This is a genomic window from Thermosynechococcus sp. QKsg1, assembly GCF_031586415.1.
Taxonomy (GTDB): domain Bacteria; phylum Cyanobacteriota; class Cyanobacteriia; order Thermosynechococcales; family Thermosynechococcaceae; genus Thermosynechococcus.
The window spans coordinates 2,108,775-2,130,798 of record NZ_CP134200.1 but is presented as its reverse complement, the minus strand read 5'-3'; the positions used below and the strand labels follow the sequence as shown (position 1 = coordinate 2,130,798).

The 22,024-nt window shown below is 52.9% G+C and carries 19 protein-coding genes and 1 pseudogene; 4 read left to right on the top strand and 16 right to left on the bottom strand.

All coding sequences use genetic code 11. The features are described from left to right. Positions 1 to 45: 45 nt before the first annotated feature. Positions 46 to 240, top strand: coding sequence for a heavy-metal-associated domain-containing protein (locus RHP47_RS10425; protein ID WP_310840419.1), 195 nt, complete (start codon positions 46 to 48; stop codon positions 238 to 240). After that, positions 237 to 2,483, top strand: coding sequence for a heavy metal translocating P-type ATPase (locus tag RHP47_RS10420; protein WP_310840418.1), 2,247 nt, complete (start codon positions 237 to 239; stop codon positions 2,481 to 2,483). Before RHP47_RS10425 ends, RHP47_RS10420 begins: the two co-directional genes overlap by 4 nt. Positions 2,484 to 2,530: 47 nt before the next feature. Here the strand turns inward: RHP47_RS10420 and RHP47_RS10415 are convergent, their stop codons facing one another. The 16 genes and pseudogenes from RHP47_RS10415 to nuoH all read right to left on the bottom strand — a co-directional run bounded on the left by RHP47_RS10415 (position 2,531) and on the right by nuoH (position 19,464). Continuing rightward, entirely contained in the window at positions 2,531 to 2,911 is a 381-nt protein-coding gene (locus RHP47_RS10415) for a hypothetical protein (RefSeq protein WP_226972061.1), read from the bottom strand. Between the two features lie 90 nt (positions 2,912 to 3,001). Further along, positions 3,002 to 3,061, bottom strand: a pseudogene (locus RHP47_RS13140) (prepilin-type N-terminal cleavage/methylation domain-containing protein); the annotation flags it as partial. 12 nt (positions 3,062 to 3,073) lie between these two features. Then, the gene (locus RHP47_RS10410) at positions 3,074 to 4,066 is read right to left on the bottom strand and encodes a prepilin-type N-terminal cleavage/methylation domain-containing protein (protein WP_149820632.1); all 993 of its coding nucleotides are present in this window, start codon (positions 4,064 to 4,066) and stop codon (positions 3,074 to 3,076) included. Positions 4,067 to 4,084: 18 nt separating this feature from the next. Next, a complete protein-coding gene (locus tag RHP47_RS10405) occupies positions 4,085 to 4,744 on the bottom strand; it encodes a hypothetical protein (protein WP_149820630.1) in 660 nt (219 codons plus the stop codon). 16 nt (positions 4,745 to 4,760) lie between these two features. After that, the gene (hpsA, locus tag RHP47_RS10400; protein WP_310840417.1) at positions 4,761 to 9,947 is read right to left on the bottom strand and encodes a hormogonium polysaccharide biosynthesis protein HpsA; all 5,187 of its coding nucleotides are present in this window, start codon (positions 9,945 to 9,947) and stop codon (positions 4,761 to 4,763) included. A gap of 208 nt (positions 9,948 to 10,155) precedes the next feature. Further along, entirely contained in the window at positions 10,156 to 11,133 is a 978-nt protein-coding gene (locus RHP47_RS10395; protein WP_310840416.1) for an Rpn family recombination-promoting nuclease/putative transposase, read from the bottom strand. 3 nt (positions 11,134 to 11,136) lie between these two features. Then, positions 11,137 to 11,991: an Rpn family recombination-promoting nuclease/putative transposase gene (locus RHP47_RS10390; protein WP_310840415.1), complete on the bottom strand. Its 855-nt coding sequence runs from the start codon at positions 11,989 to 11,991 to the stop codon at positions 11,137 to 11,139. A 3-nt stretch (positions 11,992 to 11,994) separates the two neighbouring features. Beyond that, the gene (locus tag RHP47_RS10385) at positions 11,995 to 12,912 is read right to left on the bottom strand and encodes an Rpn family recombination-promoting nuclease/putative transposase (RefSeq protein ID WP_310840414.1); all 918 of its coding nucleotides are present in this window, start codon (positions 12,910 to 12,912) and stop codon (positions 11,995 to 11,997) included. Between the two features lie 3 nt (positions 12,913 to 12,915). Then, on the bottom strand, positions 12,916 to 13,929 hold the full coding sequence (locus tag RHP47_RS10380; RefSeq protein ID WP_310840413.1) for an Rpn family recombination-promoting nuclease/putative transposase: 1,014 nt from the start codon (positions 13,927 to 13,929) through the stop codon (positions 12,916 to 12,918). A gap of 3 nt (positions 13,930 to 13,932) precedes the next feature. After that, a complete protein-coding gene (locus RHP47_RS10375; protein ID WP_310840412.1) occupies positions 13,933 to 14,496 on the bottom strand; it encodes a DUF4351 domain-containing protein in 564 nt (187 codons plus the stop codon). A 39-nt stretch (positions 14,497 to 14,535) separates the two neighbouring features. Then, complete coding sequence (locus RHP47_RS10370; protein ID WP_310840411.1) at positions 14,536 to 15,549, bottom strand: DUF3326 domain-containing protein; 1,014 nt, start codon at positions 15,547 to 15,549, stop codon at positions 14,536 to 14,538. Position 15,550: 1 nt separating this feature from the next. Further along, positions 15,551 to 16,720 carry an HhoA/HhoB/HtrA family serine endopeptidase gene (locus RHP47_RS10365; protein WP_149820606.1) on the bottom strand — a complete coding sequence of 390 codons (1,170 nt, stop codon included), beginning with the start codon at positions 16,718 to 16,720 and terminating at the stop codon, positions 15,551 to 15,553. Positions 16,721 to 16,796: 76 nt separating this feature from the next. Then, complete coding sequence (nuoK, locus tag RHP47_RS10360) at positions 16,797 to 17,102, bottom strand: NADH-quinone oxidoreductase subunit NuoK (RefSeq protein WP_149820604.1); 306 nt, start codon at positions 17,100 to 17,102, stop codon at positions 16,797 to 16,799. 9 nt (positions 17,103 to 17,111) lie between these two features. Continuing rightward, positions 17,112 to 17,714 (bottom strand): NADH-quinone oxidoreductase subunit J, encoded by a 603-nt coding sequence (locus RHP47_RS10355; protein ID WP_149820602.1) that lies wholly within the window; start codon positions 17,712 to 17,714, stop codon positions 17,112 to 17,114. Between the two features lie 11 nt (positions 17,715 to 17,725). Next, a complete protein-coding gene (gene ndhI, locus RHP47_RS10350; protein ID WP_310840410.1) occupies positions 17,726 to 18,316 on the bottom strand; it encodes an NAD(P)H-quinone oxidoreductase subunit I in 591 nt (196 codons plus the stop codon). Positions 18,317 to 18,345: 29 nt separating this feature from the next. After that, positions 18,346 to 19,464 (bottom strand): NADH-quinone oxidoreductase subunit NuoH, encoded by a 1,119-nt coding sequence (gene nuoH, locus RHP47_RS10345; RefSeq protein ID WP_149820598.1) that lies wholly within the window; start codon positions 19,462 to 19,464, stop codon positions 18,346 to 18,348. 190 nt (positions 19,465 to 19,654) lie between these two features. Between nuoH and RHP47_RS10340 the strand changes: the two genes are divergently transcribed. After that, positions 19,655 to 20,965 carry a dihydroorotase gene (locus tag RHP47_RS10340; protein ID WP_149820596.1) on the top strand — a complete coding sequence of 437 codons (1,311 nt, stop codon included), beginning with the start codon at positions 19,655 to 19,657 and terminating at the stop codon, positions 20,963 to 20,965. Positions 20,966 to 21,064: 99 nt separating this feature from the next. After that, positions 21,065 to 22,021, top strand: coding sequence for a UDP-glucuronic acid decarboxylase family protein (locus tag RHP47_RS10335; protein ID WP_149820594.1), 957 nt, complete (start codon positions 21,065 to 21,067; stop codon positions 22,019 to 22,021). Positions 22,022 to 22,024 lie beyond the last annotated feature (3 nt).

Here is a 22,024-nt window from a genome sequence, read left to right as displayed (position 1 = left end):
AGACTTGAAGATTCTCAATAGGGAGTGCTCTAGGGGAATCTCACCATGGTTCTCAAACTGCGCGTGCCCGACATGGCCTGTGGCGCCTGTCGTGATGCCATTATCCAAGCCATTCAAGCGGTTGACACCCGTGCCACTGTTAGCGCCGATCTCGCAACCAAAGAGCTAGAAATTGACACCCAAGCCGCAGCGGCAGACATCCGCAGTGCCATTCGTCAAGCCGGTTATACACCCCAATGATCACCCAGCTCACCTTCCAGGTGCAGGGGATGCAGTGCGCCGCTTGCGCCAATGTCATTGAAACTGCCCTGCGATCGCTACCGGGCGTCAGGGACTGTGAAATTTATTTTGCCGCCGCTCAGGCCACGGTCACCTACGATCCCCAGCAAGTGACCTGGTCAGATCTACAGGGGGCGATCGCTAAAGCCGGCTATCACGCAGAGCGACTGCCTGAAGAAGGCTTGGTAACTGACACCGCCACCGCAGAATTGACCTATCGGGCTGAGCTGCGCCGTCTCAAACGCCGACTCCTCTTTGCCGGTAGCGCAACCCTACTCCTGCTAGTGGGGAATCTACCCATGATGACGGGCTGGCATCTCCCTTGGATCCCGCCATGGCTGCACCATCCTTGGCTGCAACTGTTGCTGACAGCGCCGATTCAGTTTTGGAGTGGTGAATCCTTTTATGAGGGCGCCTGGCGAGCACTGCGCTATCGCACAGCAACGATGGACACCCTAGTGGCTCTGGGCACCAGTGTCGCCTTTTTCTACTCGCTCTTTGTGACGCTCTTTCCCCAAGCCTTCCATGCCCACATGCCAGAGGTCTATTACGAAGTCTCAGCCGTCGTCATTACCCTGATTCTCCTGGGACGCTTTCTCGAAAGTCGCGCCAAACGGGAAACTGCTGCCGCTATTCGCAAACTCCTCGCCCTGCAACCGAAAACGGCACGGGTAATTCGTAACGGAGAAGCGGTGGAGGTGCCCCTGATTGAAGTGCAAGTGGGGGATCGATTGCTGGTGCGTCCCGGCGAAAAGATTCCCGTCGATGGTGAGATTGTGGCTGGGGCCTCAACCGTCGATGAATCCATGGTAACGGGGGAAAGCTTACCAGTGGAAAAGCGCGAGGGGGATGAAGTCATTGGCGCCACCCTCAATCAAACCGGAAGTCTGCAGATCCGAGCCACGCGGGTGGGGTCGCAAACCTTTTTGGCACAAATGATTCGACTGGTGCAGCAGGCCCAAGCCTCAAAAGCCCCCATTCAAAAACTAGCGGATCGCATCACGGCTTGGTTTGTACCGACGGTGCTGGCGATCGCTCTCCTGACGGGGCTGCTGTGGCTGACCATTGGCCGCAATCCCACCCTTGCCCTATTGACCACCATTGGCGTTTTGATCATTGCCTGTCCCTGTGCCCTTGGCTTGGCCACCCCCACCTCAATCATGGTGGCCAGCGGCAAAGCAGCGGAGTATGGCATTTTGATTAAAGATGCCCGCAGTCTCCAGCTGGCCCATCGGGTGCAAACCGTGGTTCTCGACAAAACAGGCACCCTCACCCAGGGCCATCCCAGCGTCACCGATTTTTATCCTCAGGCGGAGGCCACAACCCTTTTGCGGCTGGCCGCCAGTGTGGAATGGCACTCGGAACATCCCTTGGCTGCCGCCGTGGTCGAGTATGCCCAAGCCCAGGGGGTATCGCCGCAAGCGGTTCGCGACTTTGGGGCCACGATTGGTCAAGGGGTACAGGGCAGGGTTGAGGATCAATGGGTGCTCATTGGTACCCCCGCCTTTCTAGCAGGCCACGGCATTGCCACCGCCCCTTGGCAGCCTCAAGCTCAAACCCTTGCACAGCAGGGGAAAACGGTCATCTGGATAGCGGTGGATGCCCAAGTCAGGGGGCTGATCGCCCTTGCCGACACGCTGAAACCCGAAGCCCCAGCGGTAGTGGCTGCCCTCAAGCGCATGGGATTAGAGGTGATTCTGCTGACCGGCGATCAGGCCGTAACCGCTGCGGCCATTGCCCAGCAAGTGGGAATTGAGCATTACGTTGCCAGTGTCCGCCCCGATCAAAAGGCAGCGATCATTGCTGAACTGCAACGGCAAGGCAAGTGTGTGGCCATGGTGGGGGATGGCATGAATGATGCCCCCGCCCTCGCCCAAGCCGATGTGGGCATTGCTCTGGGCACGGGTACCGATGTAGCGATCGCCAGCAGTGACATCACCCTCATTGCCGGTCATCTTCAGGGCATTGTCACCGCCCTCCAACTCAGCCGCGCCACAATCCAAAATATTCGCCAGAATCTCTTTTTCGCCTTCATCTATAATGTGGCTGGCATTCCCATTGCCGCTGGCATCCTTTATCCCTTAACGGGCTGGCTCCTCAATCCCATGCTGGCCGGTGCAGCAATGGCCTTTAGTTCCTTCTCCGTGGTGATGAATGCCCTGCGCCTGCGCTCTTTTCGACCAAGACTGCCAGCTCTCAGTTAATACATAGATAATTAATACATAGATAACAAAGATAACAAAAAACAACCTTAGGAACAATCGGCACCCCTACGGGATCGGATCGTCCCCAACAGCGTCACTACTTGTACACAGCGTTGGCTGCCGACAGCAGTATTACCCTTTGGTCGGAATGTAATTTGTTGCGGTGGCGTATGAGTAATAGCGACACGACCATTAAATTCATAGGTGAGCCGATAGGAACCATCAATTAGGGGCAGTGTTGTCTGACTAGGGACAATTTCGATTTTGTCAGCATCGTTCTCTAGCAAATTTTGCCACTGCCACTGAGTTACTGGCATAGTGGCTCGATTGACAGTCCACTGCACCTGATTATCATGGGTACGAAAAGCTACTGTCCAGCGTAAATTTTCTCGCCGTGCCCCTGCCTGTGCCAAACGCATTGCAGACATGGCTTCGTTAACTCCGGAACGCATGCGTTGCTCATTGAGCAATGAAAACCAAGATACACCTGCTAAGCTCCCCAGTAGGCCAATAATTAGCACAACAACTAAAATTTCAATGAGTGTAAACCCTTGTTGGGTAAGCCTTAGCCTTGCCATATCTATCCTCCCTTAGTTACTGGGGACTTTCTGATACACTCCCCGACTCAGTACTGTTGTTGTCAGCACTGGACGCACAGCCTCATCTTGGGGACGAATTGCTGGTTTACCGCGAGGATTAGCCCGCAAATAGACGAATGTTGCTGTATTGAAATTAGAACCGCGACTCAGGACACATCCATAAAAGCTATTGGGTGGTGTCGTTGTCTCCAATGGTGTGCGCACATAAGCACCAATTCGTGGATTAGTAACCTCACCTTGACAGGCAATTGGGGTAGGATCTACTTCGCTCCAGTTACCATCAATAAAATCAGCCACAACTGGTAAATTACTCAAGTCATTACTGGGAGATGTAGCTTGAAGGTTTGCCCCCGTGTTAATATTCAGAGGCCAAGCAACAAAGTTGGTGTTTTCAGTGGGATCTACGTAACCGGGCGTTTGTGTAATGTTTGTGCCGTTAATAGTTGCATACTGTCGTAATTGATAGCGCCGTAGGCGAGCAGCACCCTGCCATTCACTACTAGTATTTGTATCTAAGTAATAAACAACTAACGTGTAAGAACGACGCGAGTTTTGAATCCGCAAGCACGTAGTATTCTCGGGCGGACAATTCGTGGGCATGACGAAAGCAGGATTGTTATCATAGGGCAAATGCTCTAAAATCCACATTGCTAAAATAGGACGGATATTTGCACCAAAATTCGGTAAGTAAGAAGTAATAGGTGTACGTGCACTACCATTTGAGTTAGCGCAAAGCCCGCTACCTTGAAGGCAATCACCATCATAGACAAAAGTTGCTTGGGATAAATCAGCAATAATAAAATTCATTGCCGACTGTAGTTCTTGTCTGACTTCGTTGAGAGATGCCTCACGCGATTCAGTTTCAATCATGTCAATGAGGATAGCTCCAAGGGAAACTGTGATCACAGAGCCAATCAACAATGAGATCAATATCTCAATAATCGTAAATCCTTGGGCTGCTCGCCGCCACTGCCGCCATTTCATAGGCACCTCAACTGATTCTTAAGAGCATTGACTAATTGAGCAAAGCGCTGTGCTAGAGTCACCTTGGACAATATCTGTCGTGATTACAGCAAGGGGCAGTTCTAAATTTCCAATTGAGGTCGTCATTGTTGCCGGCTGCTGACCAATTGGAGTTGCAGTGCTAGGAGAACCATTTGTAAATGTTGCGCGATTATAGACTCGAACCTGCATTGGATAGCCCACAATGCGGTTATTGGGGCCAAAGGTAATGCTACCCCGATAAATTTGAACAACAAACTCCCTGTTATTAAATACGCGAAGACAGCCTTCAGTTGCTGAAGTGGGTAGTGCCATCCCACCACCAGTGCAGGTAACCACTGTTGTTGGTGGAGGTTGATTTGAGAGCAGTTCGGGTTGCCCTAAACTAGCCGTGACAGAGCTAGGCGGTGGGATGACTGCGGTAGTAACATTAACCCCCTGTTCCATGAGTACTCGCATGCGATCGACCTCAGAAAGAGCAAGAGCGCTTGCTTGGGAGATACGATCGTTCTGCACCCGTGTGGCTGCTACCAACATCAAGGGCGCCACAAGCGCGGCAACCGCAACGTTAACTAGTAGGATGGCAACAATACATTCAGCAAGTGTTAAACCCTGTTCGGCACTATGTAATTGTGATTGTCTTATTTGCGTGATTTTCATCAGAACCCACCTCCATTTACGGACAACCTGTTACTGAAGGATCTACCGTACCACCGCCTCCTGGACGGGGAGCGCAGCGCAACCGCAGGATATAGGGGTCATCCGCCGGTAATTCCCTATAGTATTCGCTACGTTGGCGGGCAGGTGTAATAAAGCGCGACGCCACTGGCCCTGCCGGTGCCAGTTGCAGACCCACGTCATAGCCCCAACGACGGTTAGGCGGAGAGTAATATCTAATCCACTCAGCAGCCTGAGCCGCACAGTTAAATGCGGTATTGACATCTCGACACGCAGCCGTGTTTGGTACTTCCCACTGATCTTGATCAAAAGGACCTGTGGCTTGAGTAGAGAAGTTCAGTTGAATAAATGCTCCTTGGATCCATAGGTTATTCCAAGCTTCAATGAAGCGAGGGAAGTTATGCATCCCACCGTAGGACTGTGTGGGTCGCGAAGGCACAGTGCCACTGATGATTACCGCATTGACTTGGGTATCTTGCGCCCCATTCCGGGAACGGCTTTGGCCAAAACCGTAATAAGCATTGTAGGGTTCATTCGGTTCCGGAGGGTCCCCCGTGCCACTGGGATAGGCGATCAACACGTCACCATCGCGATCCACCCGTTTACCTGTTTGGTAATTAATCGCCCAGGGCGTGCCATTGCGATCCACGTAAATCGGTGAACTGGGATCAAAGGGACTTTCCCGCAGCCAAACAGGATTCCCCAGTAAGTCGCCACTAGGACGATTGGCATTCAAGAAAGAGGTGCGCAGGTTTGCGTTGTTGGCACAGGTCGGGTAGATTCGGCCAGTATTGTTGCTGTTGTTAACCCGTGCGTCACTTCCGGTGTTTTGCACATAGTTCGTGGCGAGGTTTTCAGGGGAGTTGTTGCCAAGCCCTTGAATATCATCGTTGTAAGCCTCGGCAAAATAGTCATTGGCAGAGCCATTGCAGAAATTGTCAGAGAGAATCGTCACCGCATCCCCGAGGATTTCTGCGGGTCGCCAAGTGTCGGAGTTAGGACGGGCAAAGCGATTATCGAGCGTATTACGGCTGTAGAAGTTGCTCCAGTCCGCGTTTAGGGTTGTGGTAAATTCCTCCAGATTGTTTGTTGTACCGTTGGTACTGTGGAGGTTAAAGTTCCCCTGAATATACACGGGGTTATCGCTAATAAACGACAGGCCAGCGATATTCTTCTCGGCAGGAATTCCTTGGCGGTCAAGGCGCCGGCCATTCCAGAGGCGGAAGCCATTGGGTCGCCGCATTGGATCGGCAAAGAAATCCACTGGTTTTGTCGAAATGCCGTTGGCGGCTCGGATCGGATCATGAGGATTGTCGGGATCAGTATTCATCCAGTTTTGACCTGTAATGGCAGGTCGGGCAATGCCATCTTCGCGCACTGCATCCTCGCGGAAGGCATAGACAATGCCCCCCATCGGCAGCCATGTATCCCCACCAATGGTCTTGCGCCGCAGCAGGTCAAGGTCAATATCCATTTCCCGCACCGCCATCTCTTCACGACCATTGAAGAGGGTGTTATCAAGGAAAGCGACATTGCGAGCATTGCCGTCAAAGTCAATGATTTGATTCAGGCGGTTGGGATAGCGGATATTATTCACTAGAGTCCCAGTAGCTGGCTCGGTAGGGGTAAGGAAATCTGTTGGATTCATACGTGGGGTTGCTGCAATATCACGCGGAGTTACAGACGGCCCCCCCGGCGGTTTGAAGATCGCCCGCAACGCTGGATATTTAATCACCGTATTAAAGGTACCGAGAATCGGTGCGGTGGGGTTGTCATTTCGGCGTGCGAGCACCACCAGTTTCGAGTTCACAGCAATGGGAATGGGAGTTGTACCTGTACCCGTACGTTCTGTGCCGCCAAGGTAGCGTAGTTTTGCTGTATTTGAAGTTGGAGCTGGAGGTTCAATGACTACAAAGCGTCCCTCTAGGCGACCAGGAAAGACTGGAATACCAGTGGGACGGCGAATTTCAATAATATCCCTTACTTGGAGTTGTAGTTGTAACCCTGTGTAGGTGATCTCTACCGTGGAACTAAGATTTGGATTGCTAAGGTTTAGAGTGGGGTTATTCGGAAATCTAACAGCAGCGGTAATGGTACCTGTTTCCAGACTGTCAGTGGTCATAAGGGAAGCCGAAGCTCCTGCTGGAATTGTATGGCCTTCTGGCGCATTACCTTCTTGGACGGGGTCGTCGGGGTTTTTTAGAGTGACGGTGAGAACTTTACCTCGGTTATCAGTGGTGAAGTCTTCCAAAATCATCCGCCCCGCACCAGTGACATAGACACTTTTGCCCTTATCAGAGTTGCGCAGGTCAAAGTTATAGCTGGGGGCATCTTCAAGATTGACACGAGGCACTGTATTGACAGTCACTATTCCACCGGGGTTCGGCATCTCAAACTCCTGGCCAATCACAAATCCTCGTTTGTCTTGCCCTAGGCAAAAAGCATTCCGCAAGTTGCTATACTGAGGTTCGTCAGGAATTCCACACGTGTACTCTTGTGGATTAAGGTCATGTTCCACCTGCTCCTTGAGGGCAATTAAGCGGGCAAGACGGGCATTGACATCGGCATTAGTTTCTTGCAGCGGGCGCTGACTCCAGCGAGCATTAGGGATCAGGGCGGTGATGTAGGCATTGGCATCCAAATAGCCCCCGCGATAGGAGAGGCTCTCATTAGCACTGAAGCCTTGCCGAATGACTTGCACAGTACTTGTCGTTGCACTGTCGCGTAAGGGAATCACTTCCCCATCGGCGAGGGGACTAGACCCTGGATTAGGTTGCTGCAATTGATCTAAATTGCCAATAGCAGTATTCAGATCACTGAGCTGTTGTTCGTTCAAATCCTCATAGCGAAGACTTTCCAGCGTATCCACACTATGAGCCAGCATTCCCAACATACAGCCTGCGGTGTGGATTGTACTTTGATCGGCCAAGCTGCCGTTTCCTTGCGGTGAAAGCGCGCGGTCAAGGTTCGAGAAATTCCCAGCACGGGTCTTTGCGGGGTCGGGGTGAATTGTGGTTCCCCCTATTTCCTGTTTGGGTGGAAACGCCCCATCCACACCATCACTCGCATAGGCCACGAGGTTCTTCATCGCCTGTATCATTTCTGGACTGTTGAAATTGGGAGGCTGAAACTCCCAACCATTGGTGCCGCGCCCGGTAAAGAAGTCAAAGAAGCGGAAGTCAGAGGGCAAGCCCTGAATGCCATCGTACTGGTTGAACATGATGCTGCGCAGGGCAGTTTGCGGTGTGCCGTGGTGGTGAGTAGTCGCCAAGCAGGCGATCGGCTCATAGCCCCCGCTGTTTTGCCCCGGATAAGGCTCCGTGAACGGATCGGGAATAGTGGAGTCAACCGTTGTTCCCCTCGCTTTGTAGTGATAAACGGCTGTGGCTTGCACGGCCGCCAAATCATCCCGCAGTGTGCGGTGCTGATAAAACTCATTGCGGCGGCTGTCATCAGCGGTATTACCCTTAGGTGGATCAAGAGGTTTGCCCAGTTCCAGGCGTTCCCCCACAATGATTCGTAGGCCTTCTTGGCGTGCCCGCCGCTCCCAGTAGCCATCTAGACCAACTTCTGTCCGTCGATCCGCTTCAGCAGATTCAGGAACAGTATTACGCAATAACAGTTGGTTAGAGGAGGGAATTTGATCACCAATGCGGCTTCCAGACGGAATCACACGATCGGCAAATTCTGCGGCTACAGCGGGATCATTTTCAAGGGCATCACGGCTAACATTGGCATAGATTGGCTTGGGGCCGTAGCGATCGTCGGCACGGTACGTATCATCCACGTATGGCTTTGAAACCTGCTGATTGGAAAATCGACCCGTACCACCACTGTCAGCAGGCCCGTAGAATTGCTGTACCCAGTTAGGATCACGGTAGCTAGCATTACTGGTGTCAGATGCACGGGAGCGACTGCGATCTTCAGTAACGATTAAGACAGGGTTGAGGGCTAGTTGAGCTGGTTGATTAACAGAGCTAACAACTGAATCCCGATTGCCGTTAAAGATTACATTTTGTCCGGGTGGATCATTGTCACCTGTAGTGAAGGGAAGTGCAGGTGATTCACGGTAGGAATGAACAGTAGTACTGCCGCTAATAGTATTGTCCCGTAAGGTGCCCGAAATAAACTGGCCTTGAAATATTGGCTCGGACGTGTTGCCGTCATTGTCAAAATCATATGTGTCGGGAACCTGGGCTGTAGTAATTTCGGAAGCAGCTCGAGTATAGATACATGAACTGGGAGCGCTCACGAGAAAGGCCGAGAAACTGCTACCACCACCCATAAAAATACTTCCCTCGGTGTGCATGGCACCATTCCAACGGAAGGCAGGCCCCGGGAAAATCTCTAAGTCGTTTCGAAACCATGCTCCCCACTTGTTCCCACGGTCGAGTTCACGTTCTTGAACAAAGTCAAGGGTGGCAAGGGCTTGACCACCATTGCGATTTTCATAAACAAAGGCGTTAACTTGGAAGTTTTTGCGCAGGCTAGCTGTGCCCACACTATCCCAACCTGCTTCTGCCGTTTGTGCTGCAACTCCACCTGCGCTGGCACATTGGCCACTCATTTCTGAAATGTTGAGGGGACGGTTGCGAGTGACTAGGGCTGCGGCCTTTTGAGCATCGCTTTGATTAATTTGGGTATTGTTGGGGCGGGTCATTAAAATGGAGTACGCCACAATTGAGTTGGGGGTCGGCTGGAAAACCCAAGCGTTATCGACATTACCGTCACCATTGATGTCAATCCGTTGTTCATCGGCAAGAGTGTAGGGATCGGGGTTTGCACCCACATTCAACATCAGGTCTCGTAGGCGATCTTCCCCTGGCACGCCACTGGGGCGACGTGGATCCCGAGTAAAGAGATACTCTAGTTTGGCCTTGGCGCGATCAATAGCAGGCGTAGCAGCATTGAGTACTTGAATATCTTGGCGTTCTCCCGCCACTTGAGTAGTGCGGTTCAGTGTCCGCAGCATCAAGGCACCCACTGTAATAGTGAGCACTAAGATAACGATAATAACGGTCGGCAACACAAACCCCCGACGCCCAAACCGCAGTTGCCGCCCCCCTAGGGGTGTCAGCCGTCGCTGTACCCACAGGCGCAACTGGTAAAGCAAATGACGAATTGCGCGAGTCAGCTTGCGATACTGCCGTTTCGAGAGGCCAAAGCGTCGGTCATTCTTTTTCATAGGGGCACCTAGTCAACGCACGGGAGCAATAACCTACCACTAGTTATGGAGCGATCAATAGATCTGAAATAGGCTAGTAATTAGTATGGTTTTTCCTTGGTAAAAAATTTCAGCCTCCAGACAATTTTTCGGATTGTTGCGCACAGCAATCATCCTTAAAGATCAAAAACACAATTGTTCAAAAGTCCAAACTAGCGATTTATGATGCCTAGGAAGAGCGATTTAGCCATGCAAAAACTTCCTCTAGGTCAGTGAAGTCCAGAAGAGCTTCTGCCAAGGCTTCAATCTCATGGACAGGGAGCTGGCGAATGCGCTCCTCAAGGCCAGCTGGTAACTCGCCAAACCGCCGTCTTAGGAGACGCAGCACAACGAGGGTCTCTCCCTGCTGCAATCCCTGCTGTAATCCTTGCTGCAATCCCTGCTGCAATCCTTGCTGTAATCCTTGCTGTAATCCTTGCTGTAATCCCTGCTGCAATACCTCTTCCCGTACCTCAGCATAGACCTCTTCCCGTACCTCAGCATAGACCTCTTCCCGTACCTCAGCATAGACGTCCCGATAAAACCGCGTCCGCTTTAGTTCGTCAGTGGTAAACCCCAGCATGCGCAGCACCTCCTCCCGACTCAGCTCCGTGAACTTGTACAACACAATGGTGGTGATTAACTCTATTATGGCTTCTGGCCTTGGCACTGCCTCTGTGCGAGTGCGCTCTGCCAGCAACCGCGCTGCTGTCGGCATTTCTACTTCGGGTAACACTGTGAGCTGCATCAGCGCTAGGCTCAATGGCAACGCCTCAAGTGACCCGAGTTCATTCAGATAGACCCGATGCAGGCGATGACTATTCACCAACACCTCATAGGGTTCAAAGGACACTTGTTCTGCTTGACGATGGGGATAAATCACCACCGCTTGCCAGTCAGAAAAGGTGTGGCGATACAGCCGCAGATAGAGAAAGATTTCCGCAAAGAAGCGTTCATAGAAGCTGTTATCGCGCTGAAACTGCACCTCACAGAAATAGACGATTCCTGAGGGGTCAGGGGGCATGAAGACGCCATCAATGCGAAAGGCCGTTTGCTTGAGTTCCACGGAGTCAAAGCGATACCCCTGCGGCGCTTCTCTGCCCAAAAGATCAAAAAGGGTTTGGGGTAGCTGGGCAAAGAGTTGATAAAAAAGGGAGTCGCGGCGCATGGGCTAGGTGGAGTGCTCTAGCCACGCAAAAACTTCCTCTAGGGTAGTGAAGTCCAAGAGAGCTTCTGCCAAGGCTTCAATTTGATGGACAGGGAGCTGGCGAATGCGCTCCTCAAGGCCAGCTGGTAACTCGCCAAACCGCCGTCTTAACTGCCGCAGCACAACGAGGGTCTCTCCCTGCTGCAACCCCTGCTGTAATCCATCCTCTCGCGCCTCGGCATAAACCTCTTGATAAAACCGCGTCCGCTTTAGTTCGTCAGTAGTAAACCCCAGCATGCGCAGCACCTCCTCCCGACTCAGCTCCGTAAACTTGTACAACACAATGGTGGTGATTAACTCTATTATGACTTCTGGCCTCACTGCCTCTGTGCGAGTGCGCTCTGCCAGCAACCGTGCTGCTGTCGGCATTTCTGCTTCAGGTAACACTGTGAGCTGCATCAGCGCTAGGCTCAATGGCAACGCCTCAAGTGACCCCAGTTCATTCAAATAGACCCGACGCAGGCGATGACTATTCACCAACACCTCATAGGGGTCAAAGGACACTTGTTCTGCTTGACGATGGGGATAAATCACCACCGCTTGCCAGTCAGAAAAGGTGTGGCGATACAGCCGCAGATAGAGAAAGATTTCCGCAAAGAAGCGTTCATAGAAGCTGTTATCGCGCTGAAACTGCACCTCACAGAAATAGACGATTCCTGAGGGGTCAGGGGGCATGAAGACGCCATCAACGCGAAAGGCCGTTTGCTTGAGTTCCACGGACTCAAAGCGATACCCCTGCGGCGCTTCTCTGCCCAAAAGGTCAAAGAGGGTTTGGGGTAGCTGGGCAAAGAGTTGATAAAAAAGGGAGTCGCGGCGCATGGGCTAGGTGGAGTGCTCTAGCCACGCAAAAACTTCCTCTAGGGTAGTGAAGTCCAGGAGAGCTTCTGCCAAGGCTTCAATTTGATGGACAGGGAGCTGGCGAATGCGCTCCTCAAGGCCAGCTGGTAACTCGCCAAACCGCCGTCTTAACTGCCGCAGCACAACGAGGGTCTCTCCCTGCTGTAATCCCTGCTGCAATCCCTGCTGCAGCCCTTGTTGCAATCCCTGTTGTAATCCCTGCTGTAATCCCTGCTGCAATACCTCTTCCCGTACCTCAGCATAGACGTCCCGATAAAACCGCGTCCGCTTCAACTCTTCCGTGGTAAACCCCAGCATGCGCAGCACCTCCTCCCGACTCAGCTCCGTAAACTTGTACAACACAATGGTGGTGATTAACTCTATTATGACTTCTGGCCTTGGAACCGCCTCTATGCGAGTGCGTTCTGCCAGCAACCGTGCTGCTGTCGGCATTTCTGCTTCAGGTAACACTGTGAGCTGCATCAGCGCTAGGCTCAATGGCAACGCCTCAAGTGACCCCAGTTCATTCAAATAGACCCGACGCAGGCGATGACTATTCACCAACACCTCATAGGGGTCAAAGGACACTTGTTCTGCTTGACGATGGGGATAAATCACCACCGCTTGCCAGTCAGAAAAGGTGTGGCGATACAGCCGCAGATAGAGAAAGATTTCCGCAAAGAAGCGTTCATAGAAGCTGTTATCGCGCTGAAACTGCACCTCACAGAAATAGACGGTTCCTGAGGGGTCAGGGGGCACGAAGACGCCATCAATGCGAAAGGCCGTTTGCTTGAGTTCCACGGACTCAAAACGATACCCCTGAGGCGTGTCTCTGCCCAAAAGGTCAAAGAGGGTCTGGGGTAGCTGGGCAAAGAGTTGATAAAAAAGGGAGTCGCGGCGCATGGGCTAGGTGGAGTGCTCTAGCCACGCAAAAACTTCCTCTAGGTCAGTGAAGTCCAGGAGAGCCTCTGCCAAGGCTTCAATTTGATGGACAGGGAGCTGGCGAATGCGCTCCTCAAGGCCAGCTGGTAACTCGCCAAACCGCCGTCTTAACTGCCGCAGCACAACGAGGGTCTCTCCCTGCTGCAATCCCTGCTGCAATCCCTGCTGCAGCCCTTGTTGCAATCCCTGTTGCAGCCCTTGTTGCAATCCCTGTTGCAGCCCTTGTTGCAATCCCTGTTGCAGCCCTTGTTGCAATCCCTGTTGTAATCCCTGCTGTAATCCCTGCTGCAATACCTCTTCCCGTACCTCAGCATAGACCTCTTCCCGTACCTCAGCATAGACGTCCCGATAAAACCGCGTCCGCTTCAACTCTTCCGTGGTAAACCCCAGCATGCGCAGCACCTCCTCCCGACTCAGCTCCGTAAACTTGTACAACACAATGGTGGTGATTAACTCTATTATGACTTCTGGCCTTGGAACCGCCTCTATGCGAGTGCGTTCTGCCAGCAACCGTGCTGCTGTCGGCATTTCTGCTTCAGGTAACACTGTGAGCTGCATCAGCGCTAGGCTCAATGGCAATGCCTCAAGTGACCCGAGTTCATTCAGATAGACCCGATGCAGGCGATGACTATTCACCAACACCTCATAGGGGTCAAAGGACACTTGTTCTGCTTGACGATGGGGATAAATCACCACCGCTTGCCAGTCAGAAAAGGTGTGGCGATACAGCCGCAGATAGAGAAAGATTTCCGCAAAGAAGCGTTCATAGAAGCTGTTATCGCGCTGAAACTGCACCTCACAGAAATAGACGATTCCTGAGGGGTCAGGGGGCATGAAGACGCCATCAATGCGAAAGGCCGTTTGCTTGAGTTCCACGGACTCAAAGCGATACCCCTGCGGCGCTTCTCTGCCCAAAAGATCAAAAAGGGTTTGGGGTAGCTGGGCAAAGAGTTGATAAAAAAGGGAGTCGCGGCGCATGGGCTAGGTGGAGTGCTCTAGCCACGCAAAAACTTCCTCTAGGGTAGTGAAGTCCAGGAGAGCTTCTGCCAAGGCTTCAATTTGATGGACAGGGAGCTGGCGAATGCGCTCCTCAAGGCCAGCTGGTAACTCGCCAAACCGCCGTCTTAACTGCCGCAGCACAACGAGGGTCTCTCCCTGCTGTAATCCCTGCTGTAATCCCTGCTGCAACCCCTGCTGTAATCCATCCTCTCGCGCCTCAGCATACACTTCTTGATAAAACCGCGTCCGCTTCAGTTCCTCCGTGGTAAACCCCAGCATGCGCAGCACCTCCTCCCGACTCAGCTCCGTAAACTTGTACAACACAATGGTGGTGATTAACTCTATTATGACTTCTGGCCTCACTGCCTCTGTGCGAGTGCGCTCTGCCAGCAACCGTGCTGCTGTCGGCATTTCTGCTTCAGGTAACACTGTGAGCTGCATCAGCGCTAGGCTCAATGGCAACGCCTCAAGTGACCCCAGTTCATTCAAATAGACCCGACGCAGGCGATGACTATTCACCAACACCTCATAGGGGTCAAAGGACACTTGTTCAGCCTAGCGATGGGAATAGAAGCAAAAATTTTTTCAGGTTGCCAGTGTAACCGTTTGCCAAGACACGCCTGCCTTTATCGCACTCAACACGCCAATGGCCTCGGCATAGGACTGGCAAGGGATTGTCTCTATCCCCAAATCGGCAGCTGTAACATTGAGGGTTGTGGTATTGTTAGTCACCGTTAGGATGGGGACGCCCCGCTGAGCCAAGGCCAGAATTCCCCGTCCACCAAGAGCAGTGGCGGGTACAATCACCGCATCCACGTCCTGTCGCCACAGGGCCTCCCTAGCAGTTGGGCTATAGCGGGGAGCACGACTCAATCCCACCAACACCGAGGGCAAAAAGGTGTAGCCAATTTCCTCAGCTAGGGCGCGGGGATGTACAGTCTCCTCTAGGGGCAATGGTTGCAGGGCTGGGGCATGGGCTGCCGGAATCTGAAAGTGCTGGACAACCAAATGACTAATGACCGCTTCTGCCCCGGCGAGGGGATCGACACCTTGGCCACTGCGATAGTGCTGTAAGGCTGCCGTACCGGGATCGTCGGGAAAGCGGGTCACAATCGCGATCGCCTCCGCCTTGGCCTCTTGAATCAGTTTTTCTGCCGCCCGCAATAAACTAGCGGGGTTCGCCAGAGTCCCCCAGGTTGCCCCCGAGGCAGCGGTTTGCAACTGCACGCCCAAGGGTTCATCTGTAATCACAGGTTCAGTCATCATTAGACCCAAGGTGGCAGCACAGGCCGCCGCTGCTTGACGATGGCGCAGTTGGAGATCCGCTTCAATCGCCGCATCCAGTAACAGGCCAATGCGATTGGGATGGGGTGGCAGCAATCCCCAACGGCCAACAGCAAATTCATCAAGGGCATAGCCTTCCACATACCAAACATTGGGCAGCGGCCAATAGAGCATTGCCCCATTGAGAACGTTGGGATGGGTGATCAGGCGATCGCACACTTGAGCCAAAGCACGAACGACGGGAATCGCATCACCCGCATAGCCGCCAATGGCAGCCCCAATGCCGGTTGGAATGATCAGAACGGCCGTCAGCACGTTAGCGACTAGCTTGGGCAGGGAGGGGAGCCGGCTGCACGGCCACAGTTACAGTTTGGCCACTACGGCGCACTTCCAGTTCCATGGTGCGACCAATGCCTGTGCTTTCCACCATTTGCTGCACTTGATCCGCTTTGGTGATGTTTTGGCCATTGATGCGACGGATCACATCTCCGGGTTGCAAACCTGCACGGGCAGCGGGAGAGTTGGGCAAGACTTGAAAAATCAAAACACCCGAACTTTCCTGCACACGCACAGGACTATTGGGATTGGCGTTAAGGCGCTGCTGCATCTCAGGGGTGAGATTGGCCATGCGAATACCAAGGAAGGGGTGATCGACACGACCATTGGCAATCAGTTGGTTGGCAATCCGCTGAGCCGTGTTGATGGGAATGGCAAATCCCAAGCCTTGGGCACCACCAATGATCGCGGTATTCATGCCAATCACCTCTCCCCGTTGATTCAACAGGGGGCCACCAGAGTTGCCGGGGTTAATGGCCGCATCGGTTTGAATGAAGCCCACCCGCTTATCGGGCACGCCAATATCACCGCTAGAGCGTCCCGTCGCACTAATGATGCCCGCAGTCACCGTATTATCGAGACCCAAGGGATTGCCGATGGCGATCGCCCACTCACCGGGGCGCAAATGATCAGAATTGCCAAGACGCACCACCGGTAAATTGTTGGCATTCACCTTGACTACGGCCACATCCGTCAGTCGGTCTTGCCCCAAAACTTGACCCTCAAATGTGCGGCCATCCTTGAGTGTCACCCGTACGCGATTGGCACCATCCACCACATGGGCATTGGTCAGAATCAGGCCATCACTGCTAATGATGAAGCCAGAGCCTAAACCCCGCTCCTCGCGGCTGCGGGGGGGCATCATTGGCCCAAAAAACTCCTGAAAGAAAGGGTCATTAAAGATGGCTGGCACGCGGGTCTGCACCGTACGGGAAGCATCAATCCGCACTACGGCAGGTCCTACTTGTTCAACAGCACGGGCAATAAAGTTAATGTCATTTCCCGCTGGTAGCGGTGCCGGTAACTGCGCCAAACTGGGGGTCACCAAGGGCGTTGACGCTGGCATTAAGTGGGTGGCAAACATGGCAGCGGCTGCCCCCAATGCCATTAACGACAGATAAGTGACCGATTTACCAAGACGCACTGTCATAGGCCATTGCCCCTTTGCTGACACTGGTTCTTGAAAAGAAGACGACCATTCAGGGAGCCAAGTTCCAACTTCTAGCCTACCACTTCAGGAGGTTGAATTTCTCCATGTCAACGGTCTGGCGGTTGCGATAGATGGCCAAGATAATGGCTAGACCTACGGCGGCTTCGGCGGCTGCCACCGTAATCACAAACACAGCAAAAACTTGACCCTTAATTTGCTGACCATCCAGATAGTTGGCAAAACCAATCAGGTTGAGGTTGACAGCATTCAGAAGCAACTCAATGGACATGAGCACGCGCACAGCATTGCGACTGGTGACGAGGCCATAGATGCCAATACAAAATAGCAGTGCTGCCAAGATCAAAACATAGGTTAACTGCATCGTCTTTCCCTATTTTTCAGACAAGGCTACAGGTTCACGGGGACGTTCCGGCAACTCCAAGGGGGGAACCACCTCTTCCCCTAAGAGGGGTTCAGGTTCCAAGACCAGTTCGCGGCGGGCGAGAACCACTGCCCCAATCAAGGCCATCAGCAGCAAGACCGAGGCCAACTCAAAGGGCAAGAGGAAATCGCTGAAAAAGTGCTGGCCAATCGTTGTGATGCTGTCAGTCGTAGGCGGCAGGGAACTGAGTTGCCAAGGGGTTTGCAAAATCATTTTTGTCAGCAGGGCAAAGACGCCAAGGGAGACTACTGCGGCACCCCCCTGACGCAGCCAACGCCCCGGCACTGGGGTATAGGCCTCGCGCTTATTGACGAGCATGATGGCAAAGAGGATGAGAACGTTCACCGCGCCGACATAGATGAGAATTTGTGCCGCTGAGACAAAGTCAGCATTCATGAGGATATATAGCCCAGAGATGCTCAGGAACACACCCCCCAGCAAGAAGGCAGAATAGACAACGTTGTTCAGGAGCACAACGCCAAGGGCAGCAACAATCACTGCAGCGGCAAGGGCAAAGAAGGTCATCGTTTGGGTCAGGGTGGCTAAGTCCACAGCAACAACTCCTAGTTCTCAGATGATTCAGCAGTGTTGGCGATCGCCTCCGGATGCTCTCCCGCCCGTTGGGCACCCGCAGGCAAATTATGACCAGACATTACCCCCGCCGGCAGGTAGGCAAACTCGCGGATCGGGGTCACCATCGGATCTTGGGTCACTTTATAGGGAATGCGTCCCATTGCCACACTGTCGTAGTTCAGCTCATGGCGATCGTAGGTGGCCAGTTCGTACTCCTCTGTTACCGAGAGGCAATTGGTGGGGCAGTATTCCACACAGTTGGCACAGAAGATGCACACACCAAAGTCAATGCTGTAGTGCCTCAGTTCTTTCTTCTTGATCTCTTTGTTGAAAACCCAATCCACCACGGGCAGGTTAATCGGGCAGACGCGCACGCACACTTCACAGGCAATGCACTTGTCAAACTCAAAGTGAATCCGTCCCCGAAACCGTTCCGAGGGAATGAGTTTTTCGTAGGGATATTGCACCGTCACCGGCCGCCGCCGCATGTGCTCAAAGGTCACGGAGAGGCCTTGACCAATGTACTTAGCGGACTGCACTGCCTCTTTGGCATAGTTGGTAATCTGATTGAGGAATTTCATGGTGTCACCTCATGGAAATGGGGAGTTTCTTAACCGCCAAAGGCTACGGGAAAGGCGAGCTTCAAGCCAGCAGTCAGCAGCAAGTTCACTAGACCCACGGGTAATAGGAATTTCCAACCAAGGTCTAGGAGTTGGTCAATGCGCACACGGGGCACAGTCCAGCGCAGCAGAATCGCCAAAAAGACAAAGAAGTAGGCCTTCATCAGGGTCATCGTGATGCCCAGCACCGCAAAGGCAATCTGCAAAAAGGGATTGCTCTCACTCACCCCAAGAAGATTGGCAATGGTTTCTAGGGGAATGGGGAAGCTCCAACCCCCGAAGTAAAGAACACTGACCAAGAGTGCCGAAAGCACAAGGTTAACGTAGGCACCAAGGTAAAAGAGGGCAAACTTCATGCCAGCGTACTCTGTTTGGTAGCCAGCCACGAGTTCTTCCTCGGCTTCCGGCAAGTCAAAGGGGAGGCGCTCACACTCTGCCAGAGCCGCAATCCAAAAGATCAAAAAGCCGATGGGCTGCCGCCAGACATTCCAACTCAGGATGCCATACTCCGACTGCTGCTCGACAATTTCCACCGTACCCAAACCATTGGACATCATGGCCACCGCCAACACCGCCAAGGCAAGGGGAATTTCATAGCTAATGGATTGTGCCGCTGCCCGCAGTCCCCCCAGTAGGGAGTATTTGTTGTTGGAGGCATAGCCTGACATCAGTAGGCCAATGGGCGCAATACTTGAGAGGGCAATCCAGAGAAAGACCCCCATCGCCAAGTTGGAGATCAGTAGGTTTTGGCCAAAGGGGACAATAATATAGGACAAAAAGACAGGAATCACGACCACCGCTGGCCCAAGGGTAAACAGCCAGCGATCAGTATTCGCAGGGAGAACATCTTCCTTAAAAATGAGTTTCAGGCCGTCGGCCAAGGGAGCCAAAATCCCCAATGGGCCAATGTATTCCGGGCCAATACGCTGTTGCACAGCGGCAGAAATTTTCCGTTCTAGCCAAACGGCCACCAGCACACCCACGGTAGCCACAATGAGCATCATTAACATTGGCAGAGGTAGCCATAGCAGCTTGGCCAGATCATGGGAGAGGCCAAGGGATTCCAATGCACGAATAAACTGCCCCTGTAAGTCAATACCAGATTCCATAGCGATTCGATCGCGCCCCACCTACAGACACGCTCTACAGTATAAGGGTTTTATTTCCGTTCCGAAGATAGATCTGGGGCAAATTTTTATCACCACAGGTATTACGGATGTTTATAGTTTACACCTCGTGTCTTTGGGTCTCAAATGTCAGTAGGATCAAGGGAGAGAGCCAATTTTGAAGGAGAACAGGGTGGCGATCGCAATCCAAAATGCGGTGATTTGTACCCCAGAGGGAGAACTGCGACAGCAACAGGTACGCCTTGAGGGCGATCGCATCACCGAAGTCGCAGAAACTGTCACCGTCCACCCAGAGGATACGGTTATTGATGCTACCGGTCTCACGCTCCTGCCCGGTGTGATCGACCCCCAAGTCCATTTTCGTGAACCGGGCTTAGAGCACAAAGAGGATCTATTTACTGCCAGTTGTGCCTGTGCCAAGGGGGGGGTCACCAGCTTTTTGGAAATGCCCAATACCCGTCCCCTGACCATTGATCAGGCCAGCCTAGACGATAAACTCGCCCGTGCTGCCGCCAAATGTGTTGTTAATTATGGCTTTTTCATCGGCGCTACTAAGGATAACCTTGCCGTCCTCAACACCGTCCAGCCCGTCTGTGGCATCAAGATTTTCATGGGGTCAATGCACGGCCCCCTCTTGGTGGATGAGGAGCCAATTTTAGACCGCATCTTTAGTGAGGGTAAACGCCTCATTGCTGTCCATGCCGAAGATCAGGGGCGCATCCGTGCCCGTCGCGAACAATTTGCTGGCATTAGCGATGTGGCCGTACACTCGCAAATTCAAGACGAGATTGCTGCCCTCAACGCCACCCAGTTAGCAGTGAAGCTCTCCCGTAAATACGAACGCCGCCTGCACATTCTCCATCTGTCCACAGGAATTGAAGTGGACTTTCTGCGCAAGCACAAGCTTCCTTGGATAACGGTGGAAGTTACCCCCCAGCACCTATTGCTGACCACAGAGGCCTATGCCAACATTGGCTCCCTTGCTCAAATGAACCCGCCCTTGCGCACCGCAGGAGATAATGGAAAACTCTGGCAGGGACTATTGGATGGGGTGATTGACTTTATTGCCACGGATCATGCTCCCCACACCCTAGAGGAAAAGGCGCAGCCCTATCCCCAAAGCCCTTCGGGTATGCCGGGGGTGGAAACCTCTTTGCCCCTGATGTTGACCCAAGCAATGGCCGGTCGCTGTACGGTGCCCCAAGTGGTGCGTTGGATGTCCACTGCCGTTGCTGCGGCCTACGACATTCCCAATAAAGGCAAAATTGCCCCCGGTGACGATGCGGATCTGGTGCTCGTGGATTTGCAGACCTATCGCCCAGTGCGCCGCGAGGAACTGCTCACCAAGTGCGGCTGGAGTCCCTTTGAGGGCTGGTCATTGACGGGGTGGCCAGTTTACACCTTTGTCAATGGTGAGATTGTTTTTAGCCAAGGGCGGGTGAATACCGACGTGCGTGGCCGCCCCCTTCAATTTGGCAGCTAACGGGGAGCGATCGCGGACTGGCATTAAATATTGCTGGCTTCCTATGAACTCGTGCTAATCTGAGGCAAAGGAATAGCGTAACTCTATTTAGACAACACAATGCGTATTCTGGTTACTGGCGGTGCTGGGTTTATTGGTTCCCATCTAGTTGATCGGCTGATGGAAGCAGGTCATGAGGTCATTTGCTTAGATAACTACTTCACTGGTACAAAGCGCAACATTCTGCGCTGGATGGGTCACCCCAATTTTGAACTGATCCGCCATGATGTCACCGATCCGATTCGCCTTGAGGTGGATCAAATCTATCACTTGGCCTGCCCCGCCTCGCCAGTTCACTACCAGTACAACCCCGTCAAAACGATTAAAACCAATGTCATGGGCACCCTCCACATGCTGGGGTTGGCCAAACGTGTAAAGGCACGGTTTCTCCTTGCTTCCACCTCAGAAGTCTATGGTGACCCGCTGGTGCATCCCCAATCTGAGTCCTACTGGGGGAATGTCAACCCCATTGGTATCCGCTCCTGTTACGACGAAGGCAAGCGGGTGGCAGAGACCCTCACCTTTGACTACCACCGCCAAAATAATGTGGATGTGCGAGTAGCACGCATTTTTAATACCTATGGCCCGAAGATGCAGGTCAACGATGGCCGAGTGGTCAGCAATTTTATTGTCCAAGCCTTGCAGGGTATTCCCCTCACCGTTTATGGCGACGGCTCGCAAACCCGCAGTTTTTGCTATGTCAGCGATTTGGTGGAAGGGTTAATTCGGCTGATGAATAGCGATCACATTGGCCCTGTGAATCTGGGCAACCCTGATGAATACACCGTGCTGGAGCTAGCCCAAAAAATCCAAGCCCTGATTAATCCGGGGGTGGAAATTCAGTTTAAGCCCCTGCCCAGTGATGACCCCCAGCGCCGTCGTCCTGACATTACCCTTGCTCGCACGGTGTTGGGCTGGCAACCGACCGTCCCCCTCCTAGAGGGATTACAGCGCACAATTCCTGACTTTGCCGAGCGACTAGGCGTGCCCTATACGCCTATGATGGTGGAAGTTTAGGGA

Coding starts and splice junctions, on each gene's coding strand:
- RHP47_RS10425 (WP_310840419.1), top strand. CDS start 46: ATGGTTCTCAAACTGCGCGTGCCCGACATGGCCTGTGGCGCCTGTCGT.
- RHP47_RS10420 (WP_310840418.1), top strand. CDS start 237: ATGATCACCCAGCTCACCTTCCAGGTGCAGGGGATGCAGTGCGCCGCT.
- RHP47_RS10415 (WP_226972061.1), bottom strand. CDS start 2,911: ATGTCTGCAATGCGTTTGGCACAGGCAGGGGCACGGCGAGAAAATTTA.
- RHP47_RS10410 (WP_149820632.1), bottom strand. CDS start 4,066: ATGAAATGGCGGCAGTGGCGGCGAGCAGCCCAAGGATTTACGATTATT.
- RHP47_RS10405 (WP_149820630.1), bottom strand. CDS start 4,744: ATGAAAATCACGCAAATAAGACAATCACAATTACATAGTGCCGAACAG.
- hpsA (WP_310840417.1), bottom strand. CDS start 9,947: ATGAAAAAGAATGACCGACGCTTTGGCCTCTCGAAACGGCAGTATCGC.
- RHP47_RS10395 (WP_310840416.1), bottom strand. CDS start 11,133: ATGCGCCGCGACTCCCTTTTTTATCAACTCTTTGCCCAGCTACCCCAA.
- RHP47_RS10390 (WP_310840415.1), bottom strand. CDS start 11,991: ATGCGCCGCGACTCCCTTTTTTATCAACTCTTTGCCCAGCTACCCCAA.
- RHP47_RS10385 (WP_310840414.1), bottom strand. CDS start 12,912: ATGCGCCGCGACTCCCTTTTTTATCAACTCTTTGCCCAGCTACCCCAG.
- RHP47_RS10380 (WP_310840413.1), bottom strand. CDS start 13,929: ATGCGCCGCGACTCCCTTTTTTATCAACTCTTTGCCCAGCTACCCCAA.
- RHP47_RS10365 (WP_149820606.1), bottom strand. CDS start 16,720: ATGACAGTGCGTCTTGGTAAATCGGTCACTTATCTGTCGTTAATGGCA.
- nuoK (WP_149820604.1), bottom strand. CDS start 17,102: ATGCAGTTAACCTATGTTTTGATCTTGGCAGCACTGCTATTTTGTATT.
- ndhI (WP_310840410.1), bottom strand. CDS start 18,316: ATGAAATTCCTCAATCAGATTACCAACTATGCCAAAGAGGCAGTGCAG.
- nuoH (WP_149820598.1), bottom strand. CDS start 19,464: ATGGAATCTGGTATTGACTTACAGGGGCAGTTTATTCGTGCATTGGAA.
- RHP47_RS10335 (WP_149820594.1), top strand. CDS start 21,065: ATGCGTATTCTGGTTACTGGCGGTGCTGGGTTTATTGGTTCCCATCTA.